Annotated in this window: 16 protein-coding genes and 1 pseudogene; 10 read left to right on the top strand and 7 right to left on the bottom strand. The window is 59.8% G+C overall.

What is annotated here, in order from left to right:
• Positions 1-103: 103 nt before the first annotated feature.
• Positions 104-289 (top strand): carbon storage regulator CsrA, encoded by a 186-nt coding sequence (gene csrA / locus DU29_RS0104505; RefSeq protein WP_028620639.1) that lies wholly within the window; start codon positions 104-106, stop codon positions 287-289.
• A 4-nt stretch (positions 290-293) separates the two neighbouring features.
• Here csrA and DU29_RS0104510 read toward each other — a convergent pair whose 3' ends face one another.
• The 4 genes from DU29_RS0104510 to DU29_RS0104525 form a co-directional block, all read right to left on the bottom strand.
• A complete protein-coding gene (locus tag DU29_RS0104510; RefSeq protein ID WP_025212539.1) occupies positions 294-521 on the bottom strand; it encodes a YheU family protein in 228 nt (75 codons plus the stop codon).
• A 251-nt stretch (positions 522-772) separates the two neighbouring features.
• Positions 773-1,963: an osmoprotectant NAGGN system M42 family peptidase gene (locus DU29_RS0104515; RefSeq protein WP_028620640.1), complete on the bottom strand. Its 1,191-nt coding sequence runs from the start codon at positions 1,961-1,963 to the stop codon at positions 773-775.
• A 174-nt stretch (positions 1,964-2,137) separates the two neighbouring features.
• The gene (ngg, locus tag DU29_RS0104520) at positions 2,138-3,886 is read right to left on the bottom strand and encodes an N-acetylglutaminylglutamine synthetase (RefSeq protein WP_028620641.1); all 1,749 of its coding nucleotides are present in this window, start codon (positions 3,884-3,886) and stop codon (positions 2,138-2,140) included.
• Between the two features lie 3 nt (positions 3,887-3,889).
• Positions 3,890-5,662: an N-acetylglutaminylglutamine amidotransferase gene (locus DU29_RS0104525; RefSeq protein ID WP_028620642.1), complete on the bottom strand. Its 1,773-nt coding sequence runs from the start codon at positions 5,660-5,662 to the stop codon at positions 3,890-3,892.
• A gap of 297 nt (positions 5,663-5,959) precedes the next feature.
• Here DU29_RS0104525 and DU29_RS0104530 point away from each other — a divergent pair, with 297 nt between their 5' ends.
• Entirely contained in the window at positions 5,960-10,771 is a 4,812-nt protein-coding gene (locus DU29_RS0104530) for an NEL-type E3 ubiquitin ligase domain-containing protein (RefSeq protein ID WP_028620643.1), read from the top strand.
• 5 nt (positions 10,772-10,776) lie between these two features.
• Here the strand turns inward: DU29_RS0104530 and mnmC are convergent, their stop codons facing one another.
• A complete protein-coding gene (mnmC, locus tag DU29_RS0104535) occupies positions 10,777-12,759 on the bottom strand; it encodes a bifunctional tRNA (5-methylaminomethyl-2-thiouridine)(34)-methyltransferase MnmD/FAD-dependent 5-carboxymethylaminomethyl-2-thiouridine(34) oxidoreductase MnmC (protein WP_028620644.1) in 1,983 nt (660 codons plus the stop codon).
• 271 nt (positions 12,760-13,030) lie between these two features.
• On the opposite strand from mnmC, the gene pap reads away from it, so the two are divergent.
• On the top strand, positions 13,031-14,545 hold the full coding sequence (gene pap, locus DU29_RS0104540) for a polyphosphate:AMP phosphotransferase (protein WP_028620645.1): 1,515 nt from the start codon (positions 13,031-13,033) through the stop codon (positions 14,543-14,545).
• Positions 14,546-14,646: 101 nt separating this feature from the next.
• Positions 14,647-15,831: a thiolase family protein gene (locus DU29_RS0104545; RefSeq protein WP_028620646.1), complete on the top strand. Its 1,185-nt coding sequence runs from the start codon at positions 14,647-14,649 to the stop codon at positions 15,829-15,831.
• Positions 15,832-15,919: 88 nt separating this feature from the next.
• Here the strand turns inward: DU29_RS0104545 and DU29_RS1000000133135 are convergent.
• A pseudogene (locus DU29_RS1000000133135) lies at positions 15,920-16,105 on the bottom strand (DUF6316 family protein); the annotation flags it as partial.
• A gap of 208 nt (positions 16,106-16,313) precedes the next feature.
• On the opposite strand from DU29_RS1000000133135, the gene DU29_RS0104555 reads away from it, so the two are divergent.
• On the top strand, positions 16,314-17,273 hold the full coding sequence (locus DU29_RS0104555; protein WP_028620647.1) for a DMT family transporter: 960 nt from the start codon (positions 16,314-16,316) through the stop codon (positions 17,271-17,273).
• A gap of 111 nt (positions 17,274-17,384) precedes the next feature.
• On the opposite strand, the gene DU29_RS0104560 is transcribed toward DU29_RS0104555, so the two are convergent.
• A complete protein-coding gene (locus DU29_RS0104560; RefSeq protein ID WP_028620648.1) occupies positions 17,385-18,779 on the bottom strand; it encodes a class II fumarate hydratase in 1,395 nt (464 codons plus the stop codon).
• A gap of 192 nt (positions 18,780-18,971) precedes the next feature.
• Between DU29_RS0104560 and DU29_RS0104565 the strand changes: the two genes are divergently transcribed.
• The 5 genes from DU29_RS0104565 (at position 18,972) to DU29_RS0104585 (ending at position 23,512) form a co-directional block, all read left to right on the top strand.
• A complete protein-coding gene (locus DU29_RS0104565; RefSeq protein ID WP_028620649.1) occupies positions 18,972-19,493 on the top strand; it encodes a DUF2059 domain-containing protein in 522 nt (173 codons plus the stop codon).
• Between the two features lie 12 nt (positions 19,494-19,505).
• Positions 19,506-19,805, top strand: a complete 300-nt coding sequence (locus DU29_RS0104570) for a BolA family protein (protein ID WP_028620650.1) — start codon at positions 19,506-19,508, stop codon at positions 19,803-19,805.
• Between the two features lie 313 nt (positions 19,806-20,118).
• Entirely contained in the window at positions 20,119-21,060 is a 942-nt protein-coding gene (gene trhO, locus DU29_RS0104575; RefSeq protein WP_028620651.1) for an oxygen-dependent tRNA uridine(34) hydroxylase TrhO, read from the top strand.
• 39 nt (positions 21,061-21,099) lie between these two features.
• Positions 21,100-21,702 (top strand): DsbA family protein, encoded by a 603-nt coding sequence (locus DU29_RS0104580; protein WP_177326940.1) that lies wholly within the window; start codon positions 21,100-21,102, stop codon positions 21,700-21,702.
• Positions 21,703-21,706: 4 nt separating this feature from the next.
• Positions 21,707-23,512: an ABC transporter ATP-binding protein gene (locus tag DU29_RS0104585; protein WP_161781273.1), complete on the top strand. Its 1,806-nt coding sequence runs from the start codon at positions 21,707-21,709 to the stop codon at positions 23,510-23,512.
• The last annotated feature ends 93 nt before the right edge of the window (positions 23,513-23,605 follow it).

A 23,605-nucleotide genomic window follows, 5' to 3' on the forward strand; every position in this document is an offset into this window, starting at 1 on the left:
TCCCTCGGCTTTGTAGGGGAAGACTGATTTGCATTGGGCGCATTGAAGCGTGTCCATCAGGCGGGCATCTTCAGGGTTCAATAACCCTGAAGGACGGATAACCATGCTTGTACTCAGCCGAATGGCGGGTGAAAAGATTTCCATCGGTGACACCATTTCCGTGCGCGTCGTCGCGGTCACCGGCAACAATGTGCGCTTCGGTATTGACGCGCCAGAGGACGTCAGCGTGCACCGCGCCGAGGTCTATGAACGCATCAAGGCCAAAACACCACGGCTTAAAAAACGCTGAGGCGTCAGTCGAACAAATGCTTGGGTACATCGTGTTTGAGCATCAGCTGGCATTGCTCGCTGTCTGGATCGAAGACGATCAGTGCCTGGCCCTTGGTCAAGGCCTGGCGAACGCGTAATACCCGGGTTTCCAGCGGCGTGTCATCACCATTGTCGGTGCCATCGCGGGTAACGAAGTCTTCGATCAAACGGGTGAGGGTGTCGACTTCAAGTTGGTCGTGGGGAATCAGCATTGGGCACCTCGGCTAAACAATGGCGCGATGCTACGGCGAATGAACGGTTGCGGCTAGCCTTGCTCTTGCGGTCTCCTGCACGGACGCCTTCGCGAGCAAGCCCGCTCCCACAGTTTGATCGCATGTCTCCAGGGAGAACCGGTCAATGTGGGAGCGGGCTTGCTCGCGAAGGTGTCAGCGTCGGATGCGGGGGCAAGCGATGCGGCAGTTCGACTTGCCCGCGAAGACGTCAGCCCAGTCGACGCAGAACGTCAGCTATCCGAGCGCTGCCCCACCAGGCTGTCCACCGACGGCACCCGCGTGTCGCTTTCCATCTGCGTATCGTGCTCGATCTGGTGACTGAAACGATCCAGCGAACCCTTCGCCGGTTGCGCATCGCTGGCGAAAACCGGCGGGCTCAGGATGTATGCGCCGAGCAAACGGCTGAGCGCGGCGAGGCTGTCGATGTGCGTACGTTCGTAGCCATGCGTGGCATCGCAGCCGAAGGCCAGCAGGGCGGTACGAATGTCGTGGCCGGCCGTGACCGCCGAATGCGCATCGCTGAAGTAGTACCGAAACAGATCGCGGCGCACCGGTAAATCATTGTCACCGGCGAGGCGCAGCAGATGCCGGGACAAGTGATAGTCGTAAGGCCCACCGGAATCCTGCATTGCCACGCTCACCGCGTGCTCGCTCGAATGCTGACCGGGCGCGACTGGCGCAATGTCGATGCCGACAAACTCACTGACATCCCAAGGCAACGCCGCTGCGGCGCCACTGCCGGTTTCTTCGGTGATGGTGAACAGCGGATGACAATCGATCATCAGCTCTTCGCCGCTGTCGATGATCGCTTTCAGCGCCGCCAACAATGCAGCCACGCCAGCCTTGTCATCAAGGTGGCGGGCGCTGATGTGGCCACTTTCAGTGAATTCCGGCAGCGGGTCGAAGGCGACGAAATCGCCGACGCTGATGCCCAGCGAATCGCAATCGGCGCGGGTCGCGCAATAAGCGTCCAGGCGCAATTCAACGTGGTCCCAGCTGATCGGCATTTCATCCACAGCGGTATTGAATGCGTGCCCGGAAGCCATCAGCGGCAATACGCTGCCACGGATCACGCCGTGGTCGGTGAACAGGCTGACGCGGCTGCCCTCGGCAAATCGGCTCGACCAGCAGCCCACCGGGGCCAGCGTCAGTCGGCCATTGTCCTTGATCGCGCGAACCGCGGCGCCAATGGTGTCGAGGTGCGCGGAGACGGCACGGTCCGGACTGTTTTTCTTGCCTTTGAGCGTGGCACGGATCGTCCCGCGCCGGGTCATTTCGAAGGGGATACCCAGCTCTTCGAGGCGTTCAGCAACGTAACGCACGATGGTGTCGGTAAACCCGGTCGGGCTGGGAATGGCGAGCATTTCCAGCAGGACTTTTTGCAGGTAAGCGAGATCGGGTTCGGGGATTTTGTGGGTCATGGAAACTCCAGATGAGTAAAGAACATCGATGGTTTCGATGAGTAAAGGTGAGCAGTGTTGTGTAGCAGCTGCCGAGGTACGAGGCTGCGTCGGGCAGCGTCGCGGCCCTCAAGGGCGGCCCTGCGGACACGCAATGCAGCCTTCGTTCCTCGGTAGCTGCTACAGGGGTTTGCTTTACGATGCGGCCGCCTGGCTGTGCGGGAACAGCAGATCCACAAAGCGTTCAGCCGTCGGCTGCGGATCGTGGTTCGCCAGGCCGGCACGTTCATTGGCTTCGATAAACACGTATTCCGGTTGATCGGCGGCCGGTACCATCAGGTCGAGACCGACCATCGGGATGTCCAGTGCCCGCGCCGCCCGCACGGCCGCATCGACCAGGGTCGGGTGCAGAATCGAGGTGACATCCTCAAGAATGCCGCCGGTGTGAAGGTTCGCCGTACGTCGTACGAAAAGGTGCTCGCCCGCCGGCAAAATGCTGTCGTAGTCATAGCCCGCCGCCGCGAGGGTGCGCTCGGTCTCATGATCCATTGGGATTTTGCTTTCACCGCCGGTTGCCGCCTGACGACGCCGACTTTGCGCTTCGATCAATGCACGAATCGAATGTTGACCGTCGCCAATCACCTCGGCCGGCCTGCGAATGGCCGCAGCAACCACTTCAAATCCGATCACCACGATGCGCAGGTCGAGGCCTTCATGAAAACTTTCCAGCAGCACTCGGCTGTCGAACTCATGGGCGGCTTCGATGGCTTGCTGCACCTCTTCGATCGTGCGCAGATCCACGGCGACGCCACGGCCCTGTTCGCCGTCCAGCGGTTTAACCACCACCCGTTCGTGCTCATCGAGGAACGCCAGGTTGTCGTCGCCGTTGCCTGCCAGCTGCTGCGCGGGCAGTTTGAGGCCGGCGTTGCGCAGCACTTTATGGGTCAGGCTTTTGTCCTGGCACAACGTCATGCTGATCGCACTGGTCAGGTCGCTCAGGGATTCGCGGCAGCGAACACGACGGCTGCCATGGATCAGCGTGAACAGACCGGCTTCAGCGTCATCAACCTGCACTTCGATACCACGCCGATGCGCCTCATCCACGATGATTCGCGCATACGGGTTGAATTCGGCTTCGGGCCCCGGGCCAAGGAACAGTGGCTGATTGATGCCGTTCTTGCGTTTGATGGCGAAGGTCGACAGGTTGCGAAAACCCAGCTTGGCGTAAAGACTTTTCGCTTGGCGGTTGTTGTGCAGAACCGACAGGTCCAGGTAGCTCAGGCTGCGACTCATGAAGTGCTCGATCAAATGCCGCACCAGCACTTCACCGACCCCTGGCCGTGAGCATTGCGGATCGACTGCCAGGCACCAAAGGCTGCTGCCGTTTTCCGGATCGTTAAACGCTTTGCTGTGATTGAGGCCCATGACGCTGCCGATGATTGTGCCGCTGTCTTCATCTTCTGCCAGCCAGTACACCGGGCCACCGAGATGGCGCGGGGTGAGCAGGCTGGCGTCGATCGGCAACATGCCTCGCGCCTGATACAGCTGATTGATCGCCTGCCAATCTGCATCACTCTGTGCCCGTCGGATGCGAAATCCGCGAAACACTCGGGTGGACTGACGGTAGTCGGTGAACCACAGGCGCAGCGTGTCGGATGGATCGAGGAACAGCTGCGCCGGTTCCAGACCGAGGATCTGCTGCGGGGCCGCGACGTACAGCGCGATGTCGCGCTCACCGGGCTGCTCGTTGAGCAACTCTTGGGCGAGGCTTGCCGGATCAGGGAAGGTGTGGCCGATCAGCAACCGGCCCCAGCCGCAATGCACCACTTTCGGTGTCGCGTTCAATTCACTGCCGTCTTCGGCCAGTCGCGCCTGCAAACGTTCGTAGGAGGGTGTCTGACCGCGCAGCAAGCGTTGGCTGTAAGCCGTGGCGTGGGGTTTCATCGATCAGATTCCTTGTTCGCTGAGCCACAGGTTCAGCGCAGCCAGTTGCCACAGCTTGGAACCGCGCAGCGGCGTCAACTGGCCTTGTGGATCAGTCAGCAGACGGTCGAGCATGGCCGGCTGGAACAGACCGCGATCCTGACTTGGATCGAGCAGCAGCTCGCGCACCCAGTTCAGCGTATCGCCCTGCAAATGCTTGAGACCCGGCACCGGAAAGTAACCTTTTTTTCGGTCGATCACTTCGCTCGGTATCACCAGCCGAGCGGCTTCTTTGAGCACTTGCTTGCCACCGTCCGGCAGTTTGAATTTGCCCGGCACCCGCGCCGACAATTCCACCAGGCGATAGTCGAGGAACGGTGTGCGCGCTTCCAGGCCCCAGGCCATGGTCATGTTGTCGACACGTTTGACCGGGTCATCGACCAGCATCACCGTGCTGTCCAGGCGCAACGCCTTGTCCACCGCCGCATCGGCACCGGGCTGGGCGAAATGTTCTTTGACGAAGTCGCCGGCGGCGTCATTGGCGGTCAGCCATTTTGGCTGCACGGTGGCGGCGTAGTCGTCGTAGCTGCGGTCGAAGAACGCATCGCGATACGCGGCATAAGGATCAGCAGCGCCATCGACTTGCGGGTACCAGTGGTAACCGGCAAACAGTTCGTCGGCGCCCTGGCCGCTTTGCACCACTTTGCAGTGCTTGGCGACTTCCCGCGACAGCAGGTAAAACGCGATGCAATCGTGGCTGACCATCGGCTCGCTCATCGCGCGGAAGGCCGCTGGCAATTGCTCGATGATCTCTTTTTCGTCGATGCGCAATTGGTGGTGCTGGGTGTTGTAATGCTTGGCAATCAAGTCCGAATACTGGAATTCGTCACCGCGCTCGCCGCCGGCATCCTGGAAACCGATGGAAAAGGTCGACAGGTTTTCCACGCCGACTTCACGCAGCAGACCAACCAACATGCTCGAATCCACACCACCCGACAGCAGCACGCCGACATCAACGGCTGCACGCTGACGAATCGCCACCGCGTCGCGCGTGCTGTCGAGCACACGGTCACGCCAGTCTTCGAGCGTCAGGTTCATCTCGTCGGCGTTCGGGCCGTAGGGCAGGGTCCACCAGGTTTTCTGCTCGGTGGTGCCATCGGCGTCTACACGCATCCAGGTTGCAGGGGGCAGCTTTTCGATGCCCGCTAGCAGGGTGCGCGGCGCAGGGACCACAGCGTGAAAATTCAGGTAATGGTTGAGCGCGACCGGATCGAGGATCGGGTTGATGTCGCCACCCTTGAGCAGCGCTGGCAGTGCCGAGGCGAAGCGAAGTCGCTGGTCGGTGCGCGACAGGTACAGCGGTTTGACACCAAGACGGTCGCGGGCAATGAACAGACGCTTGGCATCGCGATCCCAGATTGCGAACGCAAACATACCGTTCAGCTTTGGCAACAAGGCTTCGCCCCAGGCGTGATAACCCTTGAGCAGCACTTCGGTGTCGCCACCGGAATAGAAGGCATAACCGAGGCTTTCCAGCTCGGTGCGCAACTCGGGGAAGTTATAGATCGCGCCGTTGAAAGCCAGAGACAAACCCGATTGGTTGTCGACCATCGGTTGAGCGGAGCCATCCGACAGGTCCATGATTTTCAGGCGGCGATGGCCCAGGGCAATCGGCCCTTGGGCATGAAAGCCCCACGCGTCAGGGCCGCGCGGTGCCAGGTGATGGGTGATTCGTTCAACGGCTGCAAGGTCCGCAGGTTGATGATCAAAGCGTAACTCGCCAGCTAATCCACACATAAAGTCCTTACCGGTTTTTCCGTTGGGGAGGGTCGTTCAATTCGGCGTCAAAAAACGCAGGTACTCAGAAACTGACCCGGTGTGGGCGTGGGAGTTTTAGATCGATAAGTAATAAGCGTACTGCATAGCGCGGCCAGCACTGGGAGCACACACCACATTTTCGAGTGCGGTAAATAATGATTTGATCTATGCGGGTTATAGGTCAATCGGCCCCGATCACGACCCGATATTCGAATTATCAATCATTTTTCAGTCGCCATAGACTGACCACTCCCCAATGCAATAAGGATATTGCAGATGAGCTCTACCCCTAAGAAACCGGCTGTGGATGTGCCAGTCACCGCCGTTTCAAATGCTGATATTTACCTGGAGCACACAGCCGATCTGGATAAAGCTGAAGTGCTGCAGAAATCGATGCCCGCGTGGCTGACTGATGGGGACCTGAAGACCGTTCAGGCACTCAAGTCCGCCGCGACGCAGAGTGCGGTTACTTACTCTAAAGCTGTAGCAGTGCTCAACCGGCTCAAGCCACTGGATCAGTTCTGCAAAGAGAAACTGACCAAGCTGCTCAAAGAAAAATGGAAGCTGGACGTCGACGTCGAACGGGACTCACTGAACTTCATAAAAAAGACGATTTCAACGACGGGCCTGTTTCCGGTCGGCTACGTAACAAAAGAGGAGACCGTGTCGCGAAGTCTGCTGCATGCTGCCATGGATAACTTCACCGATGCGCAGGCCAAAAGCGGCGGGATGCCCAAGGAGTCAACGTTAGTGATTGCTGCGGTCGCCCAGACCGGCGCAGAGCTGAGCCCGGTGAAATTTGCCGCGTTGTGCCGTGAGCTTGATCTGGGTTCCGGCTACCAGCGTCATATCGACCAGATTTTTGCGCTACCGGCCAAGCCCGCACCCGATGCCCCGGTGGATGAGCGTGCCACTGCCGCTGACATTCGCAGCCTGAAGTTGCTGGACATGCAGGTCGATGTTCACGTTGCCTACCTGAAGAAAGACATCAGCGCTGACGCCTACAAGACCCTGCTAAGCATCATCGAACAGGATGTTCCGGCCGCCGATCTCAAGGAGACGGTTTTCGATGGCGGGCCGGTGATCTGGCAAGGCTTGATGATCCACGATGCGTGCATCTGTGGCGCGCTGGTGTTCAGCAAGGTTTCCATCGACAGTGAGCCGAAGGCCAAATGCATCGTTTACATGCCGAACGAACCGCGCCGACCGGTTTATGAATACGCCTCGCTGGAAGATTTCAAGGTCTATTTGACGCTCAAGCTGCAAGTCGCCAGCTATCGAAAAAACTTCACGGAGCAATACCTGCCGGGTCACGATAAAACTGACTTTTTCACAGCGTTTGATGAAGACAAGACATTAGGCGTACTCACCGCCACGCCCAGCACGTGCCCCTCGGACTTTTTCTTCAGCGCCTTTATCAGCAGAGCTCAGAAGGATGCCCAAGTACTTGCAGTTTCGACTGCAGATGTCGACGAAGCACAACGGGAAAAGACCCTGAAGCAGCTGCTGGATGGCGGGCTCTCGTTATTGAATGCGGCGTCATTTTTCGTGCCTGTGCTCGGCCAGGTGCTGGCTGCAGTAGCTGTCGTCCAGATCGCCGGTGAAGTCTATGAAGGGGTTGAGGACTGGACGCATGGCGAGCGGCACAAGGCGCTGTCGCATCTGTTGAACGTGGTGGAGAGCGTTGCGCAAATGGCGGCGTTTGCGGCCGCCGGAACTGCAGTGACCGGTGCCTGGAACCGCTTCGGCAAAGAGCAGACCGCGTTTTTCGACGGTTTCGAAGCGGTCAAAAAGGCAGACGGCTCGTCACGATTATGGAAGCCTGACCCGCAGCCGTACGCGCAATTATCGCCCTCAGGCGCCGCGCATGCAGATGCACAAGGCATTCACATCGACGGCGTGCGCACCTCAATCCTCATGGACGGTGCCACTTACAATGTTGTGAAGGATGCGGCCAGTCAACACTGGCGAATCAAGCATCCTTTGCGTCCTGACGCGTTCCAGCCCCCACTGGAACGCAACGTCGAAGGCGGCTGGCGCCATATACATGAGCATTCCCTCGAATGGCTGGACAGCGCGTATGCCTTGAAACGCACGGCGCCGCGTCTGCGCGACATTCCGACCAGCCGGTTGACTCAGCTTGCGCACATCAGCGGGATGACGCCGACTGATCTTTACCGACTGCACGACAGCAACCTCAAACTGCCGTCGCGATTTAATGACTGTGTCGAGCGCTACCGACTCAATGAAAAAATCAACGGGCTGATTAAAGCGATGGAAGCCGGGGAGACCTCCAGCACGGATTTCATCCCTGAACAGCTGCACACATTGCCACGATTGCCCAACTGGCCTACCGACCGCTTCATTGAAATTCGCGATGACAAAGGGTTGGTCAAGGCCCGCTATCCGCAGACAGCGACCGAGGATAACGTCAACGGCGTCGCCGTTTCCCAGGCACAACTGGACGCGGGTCAGCTGCTTGATACGGTGATCAGTGGTCTCTCCTCGAAAGAAGTCAAAGGCCTGATTGGCGCCACAACCAAGGAATCAAAATCGCTGCTTCTGGGGCAGAAAATAGCCACCACCCTCAAGGCCGATCGCCAACCACTGCATGACTGGCTGTACAAACAACATGATGGCGTGGCTACCGGAGATGTTGCGACATTACGCGAGCACGCGGCGGACCTTCCCACTCGTGTGGCGCAAGAGCTGCTGGAAAATGCCTCGGTCCGTGATCGCCTGTTCCTCAGGGATCGCAAGCTGTTGGGTTTTGACTTGTTTGGGCAGGTCAGCGCAGCGCAAGCCGGGTTGCGACTCGACCGCGCGCTGACTGGCTTGCAGCTGCCAGAGCTGGCTAATGCCGACACCGACACTCTGGCGCTGCGGCTGTTGGATCGAGTGCAGGGTTGGGACGATGGATTGCGCCTCGAGGTTCGGCAGGATGTACCGACCGGGACGTTGCTCGACAGCGTCGGCAAAACCGGTGCACCACAGAGTGCGGTGATCGTCAAAACGTCCAGCGGTTACCAGGTCACTCAGCTCGCTGGCACATTGGTTACCACCAAAAACAGCAAAACTCTCTTGGAAGCGATTCCCCACCTCCTGTCCGGGAGCCAGCGCACCCGAATGGGTTTATCCGGTGCCGATCACTTCGACACCGTTCTGCTGCGCGAACGGCTGGTCGCCGTGGCAGCTGCCGACCCGGCGCGCACCACGAGGGTATTGCGCGGGGAGCACAGCGAAGCGCCGGAGCATTTGTCTCGCTGCATTCAAGCTGATTCACCCGTTGCCAACACCTATGCAAAGGGCCTGACCCGCAAGGTCCGCAAACTCTACCCGCTGTACTCCGACGCTGAGGTTTCGGCTTTTCTGGATGCCGCCGGCACCACCGACCGGTTGCGCGCGAATCGCATTAAGGAGTTGCAGCTGCAGTGGAAGACATTGCGTGGGGCGCTGCACGCCTGGCGCGACGATGAGGCGCAAATGAAGAAACTCCCCGGGACGCTTAATGATCTGCGCGTCAGCCGGCGTCAGGTGGCGAACGCCATCGAGAACTGCTGGCGCCGGGTCAAGCCTCCGCGCTGGCCACAGGATCAGGCCTACACCACCCTCAGGCTGGAGCGTAATCCTTGCGGCGCTCTCCCGACATTAAGCGAACAGGACGTTGCTCATGTGCGCACCCTCTCAATCAAAAATATGAACGCTGGCGACGAGCTGGCGTATTTCCTCAAGCCGTTCAAAGGGCTGGTCAGGCTTGAACTCGATAACAATCAGCTAACCCGCCTGCCCGAAGCGCTGTCACACATGTCTGATCTTGAACACTTGAGACTGGATGGAAACAAGATTGCATTGACCGAACACACGCTGCGCAAGCTGTCTGACATGCGCAATCTGAAAACCCTGGGGCTCACTGGTAACCGCTTGGGGGCGACTGTAGATGTCAGTAGGATGCTCGATTTGCAGTTGCTGTATCTGGCAGATACGCACGCTACCGAACTGCCGGTCGGCCTTGCGCGATTACCGTATCTGGACGTCGTTAACCTGGAGCGTAACGAGATCCGCGAGTTACCCGACTGGTTGTTTAATGCATCGGCAGATTTCACCGACAAACTCAATCTGCGGCATAACCCTTTGTCCGCGGCGAGTCAGGCAAAGCTCGTGGCCTACCGAAGCAGGACAGGGATTGGAATGGGGTTTGCGGTCAATGACATTACGGTTCTCACCGAGCAAAAGGCTCGAGATCTCTGGATGCCTGACTCGCGTGAGGAAAACTACGCCAAGCGTGACGCAACCTGGACGGCGTTGAAAAACGAACCCGGCTCCGACGGTTTGTTCCGGACACTGTCCGAAGTGGGCAGTACCGCGGACAACCGTTACGGCCATGAAGACATGAAGCGCCGGGTATGGAGCGTGATTGATGCGGCCCAGGCTGACGCGGCTTTGCGTGACGAATTGCTGCCGATGGCGGTGAAAGCCAATTGCGATGATTCCGCTGCGCTAATTTTCAGCAATCTGGAAATGAGGGTGTACAGAGAGGCCGCGGTTCGGGAATCTGCCAATGTTCATGATGAAGCGGCCCGTCTGTTGAGTCTCGGCCGAAGTCTGTTTCGCCTGGATTATCTCGACGAGCTCGCGGCAGCGAAAGCCAAGGCAGACCCCAAGCTGGATCCAGTGGAAGTGACGTTGGCCTATCGCACCGGTCTCGCGGAAAAACTCGAGCTGGTCGGCCAACCCCGGCATATGCGCTTCGCCTCGTTGGGTGGGGTGAAATCAACCGACCTCGACACTGCCTACAACAAAGTCCTCAACGCAGAACTGACCTCCGATTTTGTGAAGTCGATCAGCAAGCGCGATTTCTGGGAGGAGTTTTTACGCAAGCGTCACACCACGCAGTTCTCCAGGATGGACGAACCTTTCCACGAAGAGATGGAGACAGCCCTGGAGAAGGAAATGCCGGCGGGCGGCGAAAATCCGGCCGTCACCGCCGTCAGGCAAAAGCACCAGAAGGCCGCTGATGCTTTAGTGAAACGCCTGACCGATGAAGCCTTGAAAGCCAACGACGCGAAAACCTGCTTCGCCTTCGATTGAAGGCTTCAGGCCTTGCCGCGAATCAAGCGGCGCAAGGCAAAGCGGTTCGGATGACACGCTTCGGCCACGGCTCTTGGCAATGGCAAGGGTTCATCATCCAGCCAGGCGGCGAGCAATTCGCCTGACAAGGGAGCGGTGATCAAACCGCGCGAGCCGTGGCCACTGTTGACGTACATCCCCTCAAGCCAGGGGCAGGGAATGTCCGGAATCTGTCGGGCATCCTTGTTCAGGGCACTGTAGGCCTCGGCAAAGGCCGGGGTGTCTGCCAGTGGGCCGACAATCGGCAAGTAGTCCGGGCTGGTGCAACGGAACGCGGCGCGGCCCTCCAGCGTTTCAACGTGCAGCTTGTCTGCACCGAGTCGGGTTACCAGGTCGGCGGAAATCTCTTCGAGCATCTGCAGGTTGCCGGCATGCTCGGCGGCCGTGGGGGTGAGGTCATCGTTGTTGAAATCAAAACTGGCGCCGAGGGTATGTTCGCCCAGGCGCGCCGGTGCGACGTAGCCTTCGGCGCAGACCACGGTGCTCAACGCCTGGCTTTGAGTGGTCTGCGGCAACCGGGTGATCTGTCCGCGAATGCGCTTGAGCGGCAACTCGCTGCTGCAAGGGAAGCGTTTGATCTCGGCAGCGCCGGCCAGGACCACGACCGGCGCCTCGGCCAACACTGTGTCGCCAGCCAGTGCTTGCCACTGCCCATCGATGCGTTGCAAGTGCAGCACGTCGTGGTGCGTCAGAATGCGAATGTTTGGCTGGCTGGCCTGCAACTGGCAGAGCGCGGGCGGGTGCACCCAACCGCCTTCCGGATAGAACAGGCCGCCCGAGGCCAGGCCGATACCGGCATGGGTTTCGGCCTGCTCTCGATCGACGACGTGCAGCAGATCCGCCGCAAACGCCACCGCCAGTTGCGCCTGCCGCTCGGCTTCCTTGCCATTGAACGCCAGTTGCAGCACGCCGCAACCCTCCCAGTCGACCCCTCGGTGCAACTGCTCGAGCAGCCGACGCGTATAACCAAAGCCGCTGACGATCAACTGCGACAACGCCGTGCCATGCGCGGACAGCTTGAGGTACAACACGCCCTGCGGATTGCCCGACGCTTCTTGTGCCAGCGCCGTGTGCCTCTCCAGCAGGCTGACCTGCCAACCGCGCGCAGCCAGGCTCGCGGCCGTGGCGCAACCGGCCAGCCCCGCGCCGATGACCAGCGCACGACGTTCGCCGGTGAAAGCAGGCGGACGCGCGAACCACGGTTTTACGGTCGCCGCTGGCGCAGCGTCTTCGGGCCAGCCGAGGAACGTGCCGCGCAGGATTTCCCACTTGTGACCGATGCCCGGGGTGCGTTTCATCTTGAAGCCGGCTGCATTCAGCAGGCGTCGTACCCAACCGGTGCTGGTGAACGTGCTGATGGTCGAGCCGGGCCCCGCCAGACGCGCGAGTTCGGCAAACAAGTCGGCAGTCCACATGTCGGGGTTTTTCGCCGGCGCAAAACCGTCGAGAAACCACGCGTCAATGTGCGCATCGAGTTGTGGCAACTGCTCCAGCGCATCGCCGATCAACAGGGTCAGCGTGACTCGACCGTTGGCCAGTGTCAGCCGCTGGAAGCCTTGATGGACGGCCACGTAAATCGCCAGCAATTGATCGGCAAAAGCCTGCAGTTCCGGCCACAGCGCCAAAGCGCGTTGCAGGTCCGGCAGGCTCAGCGGGTACTTCTCGACACTGACAAAATGCAACCGCGCACCCGCCACCGCGTGCTGCTCGAACAACTGCCAGGCGCAGAGAAAATTCAATCCGGTGCCGAACCCGGTTTCGCCGATCACCAGCCGTCCGCCCTCCGGCAATGCCGCAAAGCGTTCACGCAGATTGTTCTGTTCCAGGAACACGTAGCGGGTTTCATCAAGGCCCGACTTGTCCGAAAAATACACATCGTCGAACACTCGCGAACGCGGCAGACCTTGGTCGTCCCAGTCGAGCTGGGCGTGGGGCAATACAGGTTTCATGGCAGGCTCGGCAACGGCAAGGCGGCTATTCTAGCCGATCGCTCCTGGCCTGAGCGCCAACCTTGTAGCAGCTGCCGAAGGCTGCGTCCGACCGCGCAGCGGTCGCTCTTCTCGGTTCGCGTATTTTGATAAGGCTGATATGGCGGGCGCTGCGCACCCGGACGCAGCCTTCGGCAGCTGCTACGGGGGTGGGTGTTGAAGTGGAAGGGATTACTCTCCCGCGTCATGGTCTGATCCGCTAGTCTTGCTGAATCCGGGAAAGGAGCCGTCCATGTTCGAATCTGCTGAAATCGGTCACGTCATCGATAAAGAAACCTACGAAGCCGAAGTGCCGGCGCTGCGCGAAGCCTTGCTGGATGCGCAGTTCGAGCTGCAACAGCAAAAACGTTTTCCGGTGATCATTTTGATCAACGGCATCGAGGGCGCGGGCAAGGGCGAAACGGTCAAGCTGCTTAACGAGTGGATGGACCCGCGCCTGATCGAAGTACGCACCTTCGATCAGCAAACCGACGAAGAACTGGCGCGCCCACCGGCCTGGCGTTACTGGCGGATGCTCCCGGCCAAGGGGCGCATGGGTGTGTTCTTCGGCAACTGGTACAGCCAGATGCTGCAGGCGCGGGTTCACGGTGAGATCAAGGACCCGCGGCTGGATCAGGCCATTAACGGCGCCGAGCGTCTGGAAAAGATGCTCTGCGATGAAGGCGCACTGATCTTCAAGTTCTGGTTTCATCTCTCGAAGAAGCAGATGAAGGCACGGCTCAAATCCCTCGCCGACGACCCACTGCACAGCTGGCGCATCAGCCCGCTGGACTGGCAGCAGTCGCAGACTTACGACAAGTTCGTGAAATACGGGGAACGCATCCTGCGCCGCACCAGCCGCGACTACGCGCCGTGGCATGTCATCGCCGGGATGGACCCGCGTTATCGCAGCCTCGCGGTCGGCAAGATCCTGCTCGATGGCCTGCAAGCCGCTTTGAAACGGCCGAAAATTCATCCGGAAAAAGTCAGCGCGGCGCCCGTGGGCATCGCAGTGGACCAGGTCAATTTGCTCGACAGCCTCGACCTGAACCTGCGTCTGGACAAGAGCGATTACGAAGAGCAGCTGGTGACCGAACAGGCTCGACTTTCCGGCTTGATGCGCGACAAACGCATGCGACGCCACGCCTTGATCGCCGTGTTCGAAGGCAATGACGCGGCGGGCAAGGGCGGGGCAATTCGTCGGGTTGCTGCAGCGCTCGATCCTCGGCAATACAGCATCATCCCGATCGCCGCGCCGACCGAAGAAGAGCGGGCGCATCCGTACATGTGGCGCTTCTGGCGACACCTGCCGGCGCGGCAGAAATTCACCGTGTTCGACCGCTCCTGGTATGGCCGGGTACTGGTCGAACGTATCGAAGGTTTTTGCAGCCCGGCCGACTGGTTGCGCGCCTACAGCGAGATCAACGACTTCGAAGAGCAGATCACCGACGCCGGGGTGATCGTGGTCAAGTTCTGGCTGTCCATCGACAAACAAACGCAGCTGGACCGGTTCGAGGAGCGCAAAGAGATCCCCTTCAAACGCTTCAAGATCACTGAAGACGACTGGCGCAATCGCGAAAAATGGGACGCCTACCGGGCCGCCGTCGGTGACATGGTGGATCGCACCAGCACCGAAATCTCCCCGTGGACACTGGTGGAAGCGAATGACAAACGATGGGCGCGAGTCAAAGTGTTGCGCACCATTAACCTTGCCTTGGAAGAAGCGTTCGAGAAATCCGACAAAGAGGCGAAGAAGCACAAGAAGTGAAACGATGGTCACGCATACGCGAAGTGAATGATCGTCGCGGTCGGTAATGGGGTGAGCATATGCTCGGTCACCCCCAACCGATAACAACACTGAGGTATGCCATGCGTGAAGTGGTGATCGTCGACAGCGTACGGACCGGCCTGGCCAAATCCTTTCGCGGCAAATTCAACATGACCCGTCCGGACGACATGGCGGCGCATTGCGTCAATGCCTTGCTGGCGCGCACTGGGATCGACCCCGCCAGCGTCGAGGACTGCATTGTCGGCGCCGGTTCCAACGAAGGTGCTCAGGGCTACAACATCGGTCGCAACGTCGCGGTGCTGTCGCAGCTGGGCATCGGCACCGCCGGCATGACCCTCAACCGCTTCTGTTCATCGGGCCTGCAGGCGATTGCGATTGCCGCCAACCAGATTGCTTCGGGCTGCAGCGACATCATTGTCGCCGGCGGCGTTGAGTCCATCAGCCTGACCATGAAAAGCGTCAACACTGACAACCTGATCAACCCCTTGCTGAAAGAACAGGTGCCCGGCATCTACTTTCCGATGGGGCAGACGGCCGAAATCGTAGCGCGCCGCTATAACGTCAGCCGCCAAGAGCAGGACGCGTATGCGCTGCAAAGTCAGCAACGCACCGCGCGGGCCCAGGCCGACGGTTTGTTCGATGATGAAATCGTGCCAATGACGGTGAAGTATCGCGTGGAGGACAAGGCCACCGGCCAAGTGCAAATCCTCGACGGCATTGTTGAGCGTGACGACTGCAATCGTCCCGACACCACGCTGGAAAGCCTGGCCGGTTTGAAACCGGTGTTTGCCGAAGACGGCTCGGTAACCGCTGGCAATTCATCGCAACTGTCCGATGGCGCGTCGATGACCCTGGTGATGAGCCTGGAAAAAGCGCTGGAGCTGGGCCTCAAGCCGAAGGCGTTTTTCCGTGGTTTCACCGTGGCCGGTTGCGAGCCGGATGAAATGGGCATCGGCCCGGTATTTTCGGTGCCAAAACTGCTCAAGGCAAAAGGTCTGCAAGTTGCCGACATCGACCTGTGGGAACTCAACGAAGCGTTTGCCTCGCAGTGCCAGTACAGCCGTGACCGGCTGCAGATCGACAACGAAAGATACAACGTCAACGGCGGCTCGATTTCCATCGGCCACCCGTTCGGTATGACCGGGTCGCGTCAGGTTGGGCATCTCGTCCGGGAGCTGCAGCGGCGTAACTTGCGTTACGGCATCGTGACCATGTGCGTCGGCGGCGGGATGGGCGCTACCGGGTTGTTTGAGGCCGTGCGCTAGGTTCTGCAGTTTCTGCAGGTTTTATCGCTGTCTTCGTCGGATTTTGCGGGTGGCCTTCCGACGAAGGCTGCGCCGCGTTCGACGAATCGGCACTCAACTTCTGCATGCGCTCGATGTAAGCCTGAATCTCCCGCGCCGCCACCTCGGCGTTTGCGTATGGCCCCTCCAACGTATTTTCCCGTGTGCAGAAGTACAACTCTCCGTTCACACGACACATCCGCTCACTGCGAAAGTACGTGGCGGGGGCATTATCCTGGGCTCGCATGCCATACATGGCGGTCTCCTTGAAGGTGTTCCTGTCGGTGGATCAAATGAGCTTATGCACAAAAGAATTCCCTTGCCCGCGTACCAGATCGACGGCACATCGCCACCTCACCCTTGCGACCTGCACAGTTTTATCCGCGCCCGGTCGCCAACTGTCCCTGTGTGTCGCGATGCTGTGCGCCTAGAATGACGACTTTCGCAACGGGTTCGGGGTACGCATGCACATTTCATCAGGTCGCTGGGTTTACGGTCTGTTCCTGGCCTTGCTGACCGCATTGCTATGGGGAATCCTGCCGATCAAGCTCAAGCAAGTCCTGCAAGTGATGGACCCGGTGACGGTGACATGGTTTCGTTTAATGGTGTCCGGCCTGTGCCTTTTCGTTTATCTGGCGGCAACCAGGCGCCTGCCCAGTCGCAAAGTGCTCGGCCCTCGCGGAGGCTGGCTGGTGCTGATGGCCGTGCTCGGCCTGGTTGGCAACTACGTGTTGTACCTGATGGGCTTGAACCTGCTGAGCCCCGGCACCGCGCAACTCGTGGTGCAGATGGGCCCGATCATGTTGCTGATCGCCAGTCTGTTCGTGTTCAAGGAACGCTTCAGCGTGGGGCAGGGCGTAGGGCTGCTGGTGTTGCTGATCGGCTTCGGGTTGTTCTTCAATCAGCGCCTCGCCGAACTGCTGACCTCGCTGACCGATTACACCGCCGGCGTGCTGCTGGTGTTGCTGGCGTCCACCGTCTGGACGTTCTACGCCTTGGGCCAGAAGCAGTTGCTGACGGTGTGGAATTCGCTGCAGGTGATGATGGTGATCTACCTGTTCTGCGGCTTGTTGCTGACGCCGTGGGTGCATCCACTGGAAGCGCTGCAATTGAGCCCGTTGCAAGGCTGGCTGTTGCTGGCGTGCTGCATGAATACGCTGATCGCTTATGGCGCCTTTGCCGAAGCGTTGGCACACTGGGAAGCATCGCGAGTGAGTGCGACGCTGGCGATTACGCCGCTGGTGACGTTTGCGGCGGTGGCCGTGGCTGCCTGGTTGTGGCCCGAGTTTGTCCACGCCGAGACGATCAATGCGCTGGGCTACGGCGGTGCGGTGCTGGTGGTATTGGGGTCGGCGCTGGTGGCGTTGGGGCCGTCGCTGATTGCGGGGCTGCGGTCTCGGAAGGCGCGGATGGCGGCGGGTTAGACCGCGTCGTCGTTTATCGCGAGCAGGTTCACTCCCACATTAGATCCGAGTGAACCATTCATTGTGGGAGTGAGCCTGCTCGCGATGACTGACTATTGGTCGCTACAAACCTTAACCCTTGGCACCCGCCTCAATCATGTTCTCCGGGCGCACCCACTGATCGAACTCTGCGTCGGTCAGGTACCCCAGCTGCAACGCGGCTTCGCGCAATGTCAGCCCCTCGGCATAAGCCTTCTTGGCAATCTCCGCCGACTTGTCGTAACCGATGTGCGGATTCAGCGCGGTCACCAGCATCAACCCACGTTCCAGGTGTTCCGCCATTTTCTGCGCGTCCGGCTCCAGGCCGGCGATGCAATGCTGGTGGAAGTTACTGCAGCCGTCGCCCAGCAGGCGGATCGATTGCAGCAGGTTGTAGATGATCACCGGTTTGAACACGTTCAACTGCAAGTGACCCTGACTCGCCGCAAAACCGATTGCCACGTCGTTGCCCAATACCTGGCAAGCGAGCATTGACAGCGCTTCGCATTGAGTCGGATTGACCTTGCCGGGCATGATCGAACTGCCCGGTTCGTTGGCCGGCAGTTTCACCTCGGCGAAACCTGCGCGAGGCCCGGAGCCGAGCAAACGCAGGTCGTTGGCAATTTTCATCAGGGTCACAGCCAGGGTTTTCAGCGCGCCGGATAACGTGGTCAACGGCTCGTGCCCGGCCAGCGCGGCAAACTTGTTTGGTGCAGTCACAAAGGGCAGACCGGAGAGGGCGGCCAGCTCGGCGGCAATCGCTTCGCCAAAACCGTGTGGCGAATTCAGGCCGGTGCCGACAGCGGTGCCGCCCTGTGCCAGTTCGCAGACCGCTGGCAAGGCGCTGCGGATCGCCCGCTCGGCGTAATCCAGTTGCGCTATAAAAGCCGAGAGCTCCTGGCCGAAGGTGATCGGCGTCGCGTCCATCATGTGCGTGCGGCCGGTCTTGACCAGCTTCATATGGCGCGCCGAGAGCTCGGCGAGCCCGCCGGACAATTCGTTGATCGCCGGCAGCAGATGCTGCTGAATCGCCTGGGCGGTCGCGATGTGCATGGCAGTAGGGAAGCAGTCGTTGGAACTCTGCGAACGGTTGACGTGATCGTTGGGATGCACCGGCACCTTACCGCCGCGCGGGCTGCCGGCCAGTTCGTTGGCGCGGCCGGCGATCACTTCGTTGACGTTCATGTTGCTCTGGGTGCCGCTGCCGGTCTGCCAGACCACCAGCGGAAACTGGTCGTCGTGACTGCCTGCGAGCACCTCGTCAGCGGCCTGTTCGATCAGCCGGGCGATATCGGCGGGGAGGTCGCCGTTGCGGTCGTTGACGCGCGCTGCGGCTTTTTTGATCAGCGCCAGCGCATGCAGCACCGGCAGCGGCATGCGCTCTTCGCCGATGGCGAAATTGACCAGCGAGCGTTGCGTCTGAGCGCCCCAATAGGCTTCATCCGAGACTTCCACCTGGCCAAGGCTGTCGGTTTCAATACGGCTCATCGTGCACACTCCTGTAGGTCTGATTGCGCAGTTTAGGCCGTGATCACCGGCCGTGGTTCCATCGGTCTGGATTCTGACCATTCAACCCCTCTAATTCAGGTGCGACAAGGCTTGGGGTTGAGTGACACTCTTTTTTAGGCGCAGAATGGGCGCCCTTGGGGTCTTACCTCGCCTGCTAGAAAAGGAAACTCGATGACTCGTCTTCGTGCCATCTGTACCGCGGTTGCACTGGTTTGCGCCAGCGGCCCTGTTTTTGCCGATACCGCCAGCCACAACGCCAGTGCCGAGGCTTTCCTGACCCTGGCTCACGCTGACAAACTGGGCACGCCGGTGTACATGCAAGTGCAGCAAATGTTCGCTCAGCGCTTTGAACAAACCAAAGCTCCGGAGTCGAAAAAGGCTCTGCTGGAAACCTACCAGGCCAAGGCTAACGCCGCTCTGGACCAGGCCATCGGCTGGAAAAAACTGAAGCCGGACATGGTCAAGCTCTACACCACCAACTTCAGCGAATCCGAGCTCAAGGATCTGGTTGCGTTCTACCAGTCGCCCCTGGGCAAGAAAGTCCTGGAAAAAATGCCGCAGCTGACGCAGCAATCGGCCCAGATGACCCAGGCCAAACTGGAAAGTGCGGTACCTGTGGTCAACAAACTGCTGGCCGACATGACAGCCGAGCTGGAGCCTAAAGGCGCCGCTCCTGCCAAGAAAAAGCCGTAAGCGGAGTCTGGTATGACCATGCAACAACGCATCGAATCTACGCTGGGCCTGTTACAGCCCGAGCACCTGCAAGTGCTGGATGAAAGCCACATGCACAGTCGTGGGTTGCAGACCCACTACAAGGCTGTGGTGGTCAGCCGGCAGTTTGAAGGGCTCAATCGTGTCAAGCGGCACCAGAAAGTATATGGCACGCTCGGCGAGCTGATGGGCGAGTTCCATGCGTTGGCGTTGCATACCTACACGCCAGAGGAATGGGCACAGATCGAAACGGCCCCGGCCTCGCCGACCTGTGCTGGCGGTAGCAAGCATTGATGTGATGGATAAAGGCTGTTTGTGGCGAGTGGGCTGTTGTGGCGAGGGGGCTTGCCCCCGTTCGGCTGCGCAGCAGTCGTAAACTCGATAATCGGCTTCCCCGTCACTCCACGGCGAAGCTGATATTTTAAGGGCCGCTTCGCAGCCCAACGGGGGCAAGCCCCCTCACCACAGTCGATAGTGCCAAGCTTTAAGATCGGCAGTCCTAATCCCACACGATTTTTGCTAGAATCCGCAACGCGCCGCTTACCCGGCGCGTTTTTTTTCGCATCCGGTTCACCCCTTACGAGGGTAGCCACCTGGAGAATCACCCATGACACAACAGATTGTCGTGGCGGCACTGTATAAGTTCGTCACTCTGGAAAACTACGTCGAAATGCGCGAGCCGCTGTTGCAGGCGATGGTCGACAACGGCATCAAAGGCACTTTGCTGATTGCCGAAGAAGGCATCAACGGCACCGTTTCCGGCAGCCGTGAAGGCATCGACGGGCTGATGGCCTGGCTCAAGAACGATCCTCGCATGGACGACATCGACCATAAAGAGTCGTACTGTGACGACCAGCCGTTCTATCGCACCAAGGTCAAACTGAAAAAAGAAATCGTCACCCTCGGCGTCGAAGGCGTAGACCCTAACAAAACGGTCGGCACCTACGTCGATCCGCAGAACTGGAACGCGCTGATCAGCGATCCTGAAGTACTGCTGATCGACACCCGCAACGACTACGAAGTTTCGATCGGCACCTTCGAGGGCGCCGTCGATCCGAAGACGACCAGTTTTCGCGAATTCCCTGACTACATCAAAGCCAACTTCGACCCGGCCGTGCACAAGAAAGTCGCGATGTTCTGCACCGGTGGCATTCGCTGTGAAAAAGCCTCGAGCTATATGCTCAGTCAGGGTTTCGATGAGGTGTATCACCTCAAGGGCGGCATTCTGAAATACCTCGAAGAGGTGCCGCAGGAAGAAACCAAGTGGCAGGGCGACTGCTTTGTCTTCGATAACCGCGTCACCGTGCGCCACGACCTCAGCGAAGGCGACTACGATCAATGTCATGCCTGTCGCACACCGGTGAGCGTTGAAGACCGCACGTCCGAGCATTACGTCGCCGGCATCAGTTGCCCGCATTGCTGGGATACGCTGAGCGAGAAAACCCGCCGCAGTGCCATCGACCGGCAAAAGCAGATCGAGCTGGCCAAGGCACGCAACCTGCCTCACCCGATCGGCTACAACTACAAGCAAACTCCTACCGAGGCTTGAACCATGTCTGCTCGCCGCTTGCTCTATGTGATGGACCCGATGTGTTCCTGGTGCTGGGGCTTTGCGCCGGTGGCCAACGCGCTGGTCGAACAGGCGCACGCGGCGGGGGTGGAATTGCATCTGGTGGTCGGGGGGTTGCGCACCGGCAGTGGCGCGGCGCTGGAGCCGACCACTCGGCGCTACATTCTCGAACACTGGCTGGCGGTGAACGAAGCCACCGGTCAACCGTTCAAGCGTGAAGGGGCGTTGCCCGAGGGTTTTGTCTACGACACTGAGCCGGCCTGCCGTGCGCTGGTCACGGCGCGCAGCCTGGCGCCGGATTGCGCGTGGAAACTGCTCGGGTTGATCCAGCATGCGTTCTACGCAGAAGGTCGCGATGTTACCCAAGCCAGTGTGCTGGTGGAGCTCGCGGAACAGGCCGGTCTGCCCCGCATCGAATTTGCCGCGGCGTTTGACCGTGTAGATCAGCACGCGGCAACCGCTGCCGATTTCACCTGGGTGCAGGATCTGGGCATCGCCGGTTTTCCAACCCTGCTCGCCGAGCGTGACGGCCAGTTGGCGCTGTTGACCAATGGCTACCAGCCGCTGAGTGTGTTGTCGCCGTTGCTCGGCCGTTGGCTGGAGCGTGCCGCCTGTGCCTGACTCGCTGGCAGACGCAGCAGCGCCCGAGCGTGTTGATCGATTGAGCTGGGCCGAAATTCGTCGTCTGGCCCTGCAGCATAAAAAATCCCTCTGGATCGCCAACGGCGTCGCTGTGCTGGCGACGCTGTGCAGCGTGCCGATTCCCTTGCTGCTGCCGTTGCTGGTCGACGAAGTGCTACTGGGGCACGGCGATTCCGCCCTGAAAATCATGAACCATGCACTGCCGGACGCCTGGCAGAAAGCAGCCGGCTACATCGGCCTGATGCTGCTGGTGACGCTCTGTCTGCGTTGTGCCGCGTTGCTCTTCAACGTGGTGCAGGCGCGGTTGTTTGCGGCCCTGGCCAAGGACATCGTCTACCGCATTCGTGTGCGGCTGATCGAACGGCTCAAGCGTATTTCCCTAGGTGAATACGAAAGCCTGGGCAGCGGCACGGTGACCACGCACCTGGTCACCGACCTCGACACCCTGGACAAATTTGTCGGCGAGACCCTCAGCCGCTTCCTGGTGGCCATGCTGACCCTGGTCGGCACCTCGGGCATTCTGATGTGGATGCACTGGAAGCTCGCGCTGCTGATTCTGCTGTTCAACCCGCTGGTGATTTACGCCACGGTGCAGTTGGGCAAACGGGTCAAACACCTGAAAAAACTCGAGAACGACAGCACCTCGCGCTTCACGCAGGCCTTGACCGAAACCCTCGACTCGATCCAGGAAGTGCGCGCCGGCAATCGCCAGGGGTTTTTTCTCGGGCGGCTCGGGCACCGCGCTCGGGAAGTGCGCGATTACGCGGTGAATTCGCAGTGGAAAACCGATGCGTCGAACCGGGCGAGCGGCTTGTTGTTCCAGTTCGGTATAGACATTTTTCGTGCTGCCGCCATGCTCACGGTGCTGTTTTCCGACCTGTCGATCGGCCAGATGCTCGCGGTGTTCAGCTACCTGTGGTTCATGATCGGTCCGGTCGAACAGCTGTTGAACCTGCAATACGCTTACTACGCTGCCGGTGGCGCGCTGTCGCGGATCAACGAGCTGCTGGCCCGCGCCGATGAGCCGGAATACGCCGGTGGCGTCGACCCGTTCAAGGGCCGTGAAACCGTGGGCATTGAAGTGCAGGGCTTGAGCTTCGGTTATGGCGAGGAGTTGGTGCTGAACCAGATGAACCTCTCGATCGCCCCCGGCGAAAAGGTCGCCGTGGTCGGTGCCAGCGGTGGCGGCAAGAGCACGCTGGTGCAATTGCTGCTGGGCCTGTACACGCCGCTCGCGGGGACGATTCGCTTTGGCGGATCAACCCAGCAGGAGATCGGCTTGCCCACTGTTCGCGAAAACGTCGCCGTGGTTCTGCAACATCCGGCACTGTTCAACGACACCATTCGCGCCAACCTGACCATGGGCCGCGAGCGGACCGACGATGCCTGCTGGCAAGCGCTTGAAATCGCTCAGTTGCACGCCACGGTGCGGGAACTGCCCAATGGCCTCGACAGCATCGTCGGTCGCTCCGGGGTGCGTTTGTCCGGGGGCCAGCGCCAGCGGCTGGCGATCGCGCGCATGGTGCTGGCCGAACCGAAAGTGGTGATTCTCGACGAGGCAACCTCGGCGCTGGATGCCGCCACCGAATACAACCTGCACCAGGCCTTGGCGCGGTTCCTCAGCAACCGCACGACTCTGATCATTGCGCACCGCTTGTCTGCGGTGAAGCAGGCCGACCGCGTGCTGGTCTTTGACGGCGGGCAAATCGCCGAGGATGGCGACCATCAGCAACTGATTGCCGATGGCGGCTTGTACGCCAAACTCTATGGGCATCTGCAGCAGCATTGAGCCGCACTTCAGGGCGAGTGAACGGAGGAACTGTTTGCCAGTGCGTGGGTCAGCACTTCACTGAAAACAGTTATTTACATGCGCTTGTTCACA

The organism is Pseudomonas sp. Ant30-3 (genome assembly GCF_000690905.1).
Classification (GTDB): domain Bacteria; phylum Pseudomonadota; class Gammaproteobacteria; order Pseudomonadales; family Pseudomonadaceae; genus Aquipseudomonas.